We start from the raw sequence: 1,155 nt of genomic DNA on the forward strand, positions 1-1,155 counted from the left end.
GGGCTGGAGCGGGCGGCGCAGCACGGTCGCCGACAGCGGGCGCGGCGCGGGCGGCGGGCTGAGCGGGTCGCCGCCGGTGTAGCGGTCGCCGAGCGACTCGGCCGCGATCTTCTCCTGCAGGTGGACGATCCCGTGCAGCAGCGCCTCCGGACGGGGCGGGCAGCCGGGCACGTACACGTCCACCGGGATGATCTGGTCGACGCCCTTGGTGACGCAGTAGGAGTCCCAGTACGGTCCGCCGCAGTTGGAGCAGGCGCCGAACGAGATCACGTACTTGGGTTCGGGCATCTGCTCGTACAGGCGCCGCACCGCGGGCGCCATCTTGTCGCTGACGGTGCCGGAGACGACCATCAGGTCGGCCTGCCGCGGGCCGGGCGCGAACGGGATGACGCCGAGCCTGATGAAGTCGTGCCGGCTCATCGACGTGGCGATGAACTCGATGGCGCAGCAGGCCAGGCCGAAGTTGAAGACCCACAGCGAATAGCGGCGGCCCCAGTTGAGCACGAACTTGATCGGCTTGGGCGCGAGCCGCGACAGCGGCCCGACGCTCGGCGGCGGTAGATCGATGGTGCCCACAGCGCCATTGTTACAGCGCGGCCGGGATCACACCCAGGAGAGGACGCCCTTCTTCCCCGCGTACGCGAGCCCGGTCGCGAGGAACGCGAGAAAGACGAACATCTCACCGAGCGTCGTCGCCCCGTAGCCCGGATCGGAGAAGACCGTCGCCCAGGGGAACAGGAACACCGCGTCCACGGCGAACACCACGTACAGGTAGGCGAAGACGTAGTAGCGCACGTAGGAGTGGGCCCAGCCCTCGCCCACCGGGTCGACGCCGCACTCGTACGTGGTCAGTTTCTCCGCCGTGGGGCGATCCGGACGCAGCATCCGGTTCGCGGCGAGCGCCCCGCCGACGATCCCCGCGCCGACGAGGAGCAGGACGACCACAACGACATACGTGTCGAAATAGTTATGCACCAGATCCTCCTCGTATGCGTCTCATCCAGTATCCCCGGGCCGAAGGTCAGGGGAGTGTGGCGTCGTACCTCCACCCCGGAGGAGCACAATGTCATGCTTTTGCTGCACACTAGGCTTGCATTGGGTCAGGTTGACCTGGAAGGACGTGACCGGATGAGCAACCCCCCGCCTCCCCCTGGC

Annotated in this window: 2 protein-coding genes; both read right to left on the reverse strand. The window is 67.9% G+C overall.

What is annotated here, in order from left to right:
- The coding region (locus E1284_RS40810) for an NADH-quinone oxidoreductase subunit B (RefSeq protein ID WP_341770483.1) at positions 1 to 576 on the reverse strand (576 nt) is incomplete at its 3' end.
- A 27-nt stretch (positions 577 to 603) separates the two neighbouring features.
- A complete protein-coding gene (locus tag E1284_RS40815) occupies positions 604 to 975 on the reverse strand; it encodes an NADH-quinone oxidoreductase subunit A (RefSeq protein ID WP_131945455.1) in 372 nt (123 codons plus the stop codon).
- Positions 976 to 1,155 lie beyond the last annotated feature (180 nt).

The organism is Actinomadura bangladeshensis (genome assembly GCF_004348335.1).
GTDB classification, from domain to species: Bacteria; Actinomycetota; Actinomycetes; order Streptosporangiales; family Streptosporangiaceae; genus Spirillospora; species Spirillospora bangladeshensis.